The organism is Microseira wollei NIES-4236 (assembly GCF_020521235.1).
GTDB classification, from domain to species: Bacteria; Cyanobacteriota; Cyanobacteriia; order Cyanobacteriales; family Aerosakkonemataceae; genus Microseira; species Microseira wollei.
The window spans coordinates 1-231 of record NZ_BLAY01000799.1 but is presented as its reverse complement, the minus strand read 5'-3'; the positions used below and the strand labels follow the sequence as shown (position 1 = coordinate 231).

Here is a 231-nt window from a genome sequence, read left to right as displayed (position 1 = left end):
CGCGAGGTTGCTCGAAATCGTTCCCAGGTTCAACCTGGGAACGAGATCCGCGAGGTTCGAAATCGTTCCCAGGTTCAACCTGGGAATCAGATGCGCGAGGTTGCTCGAAATCGTTCCCAGGTTCAACCTGGGAATCAGATGCGCGAGGTTGCTCGAAATCGTTCCCAGGTTCAACCTGGGAATCAGATGCGCGAGGTTGCTCGAAATCGTTCCCAGGTTCAACCTGGGAAT

Annotated in this window: 1 pseudogene; it reads right to left on the bottom strand. The window is 54.5% G+C overall.

Annotated elements, in window-relative coordinates:
* Window positions 1–231: pseudogene (locus MiSe_RS50550) on the bottom strand (hypothetical protein); the annotation flags it as partial.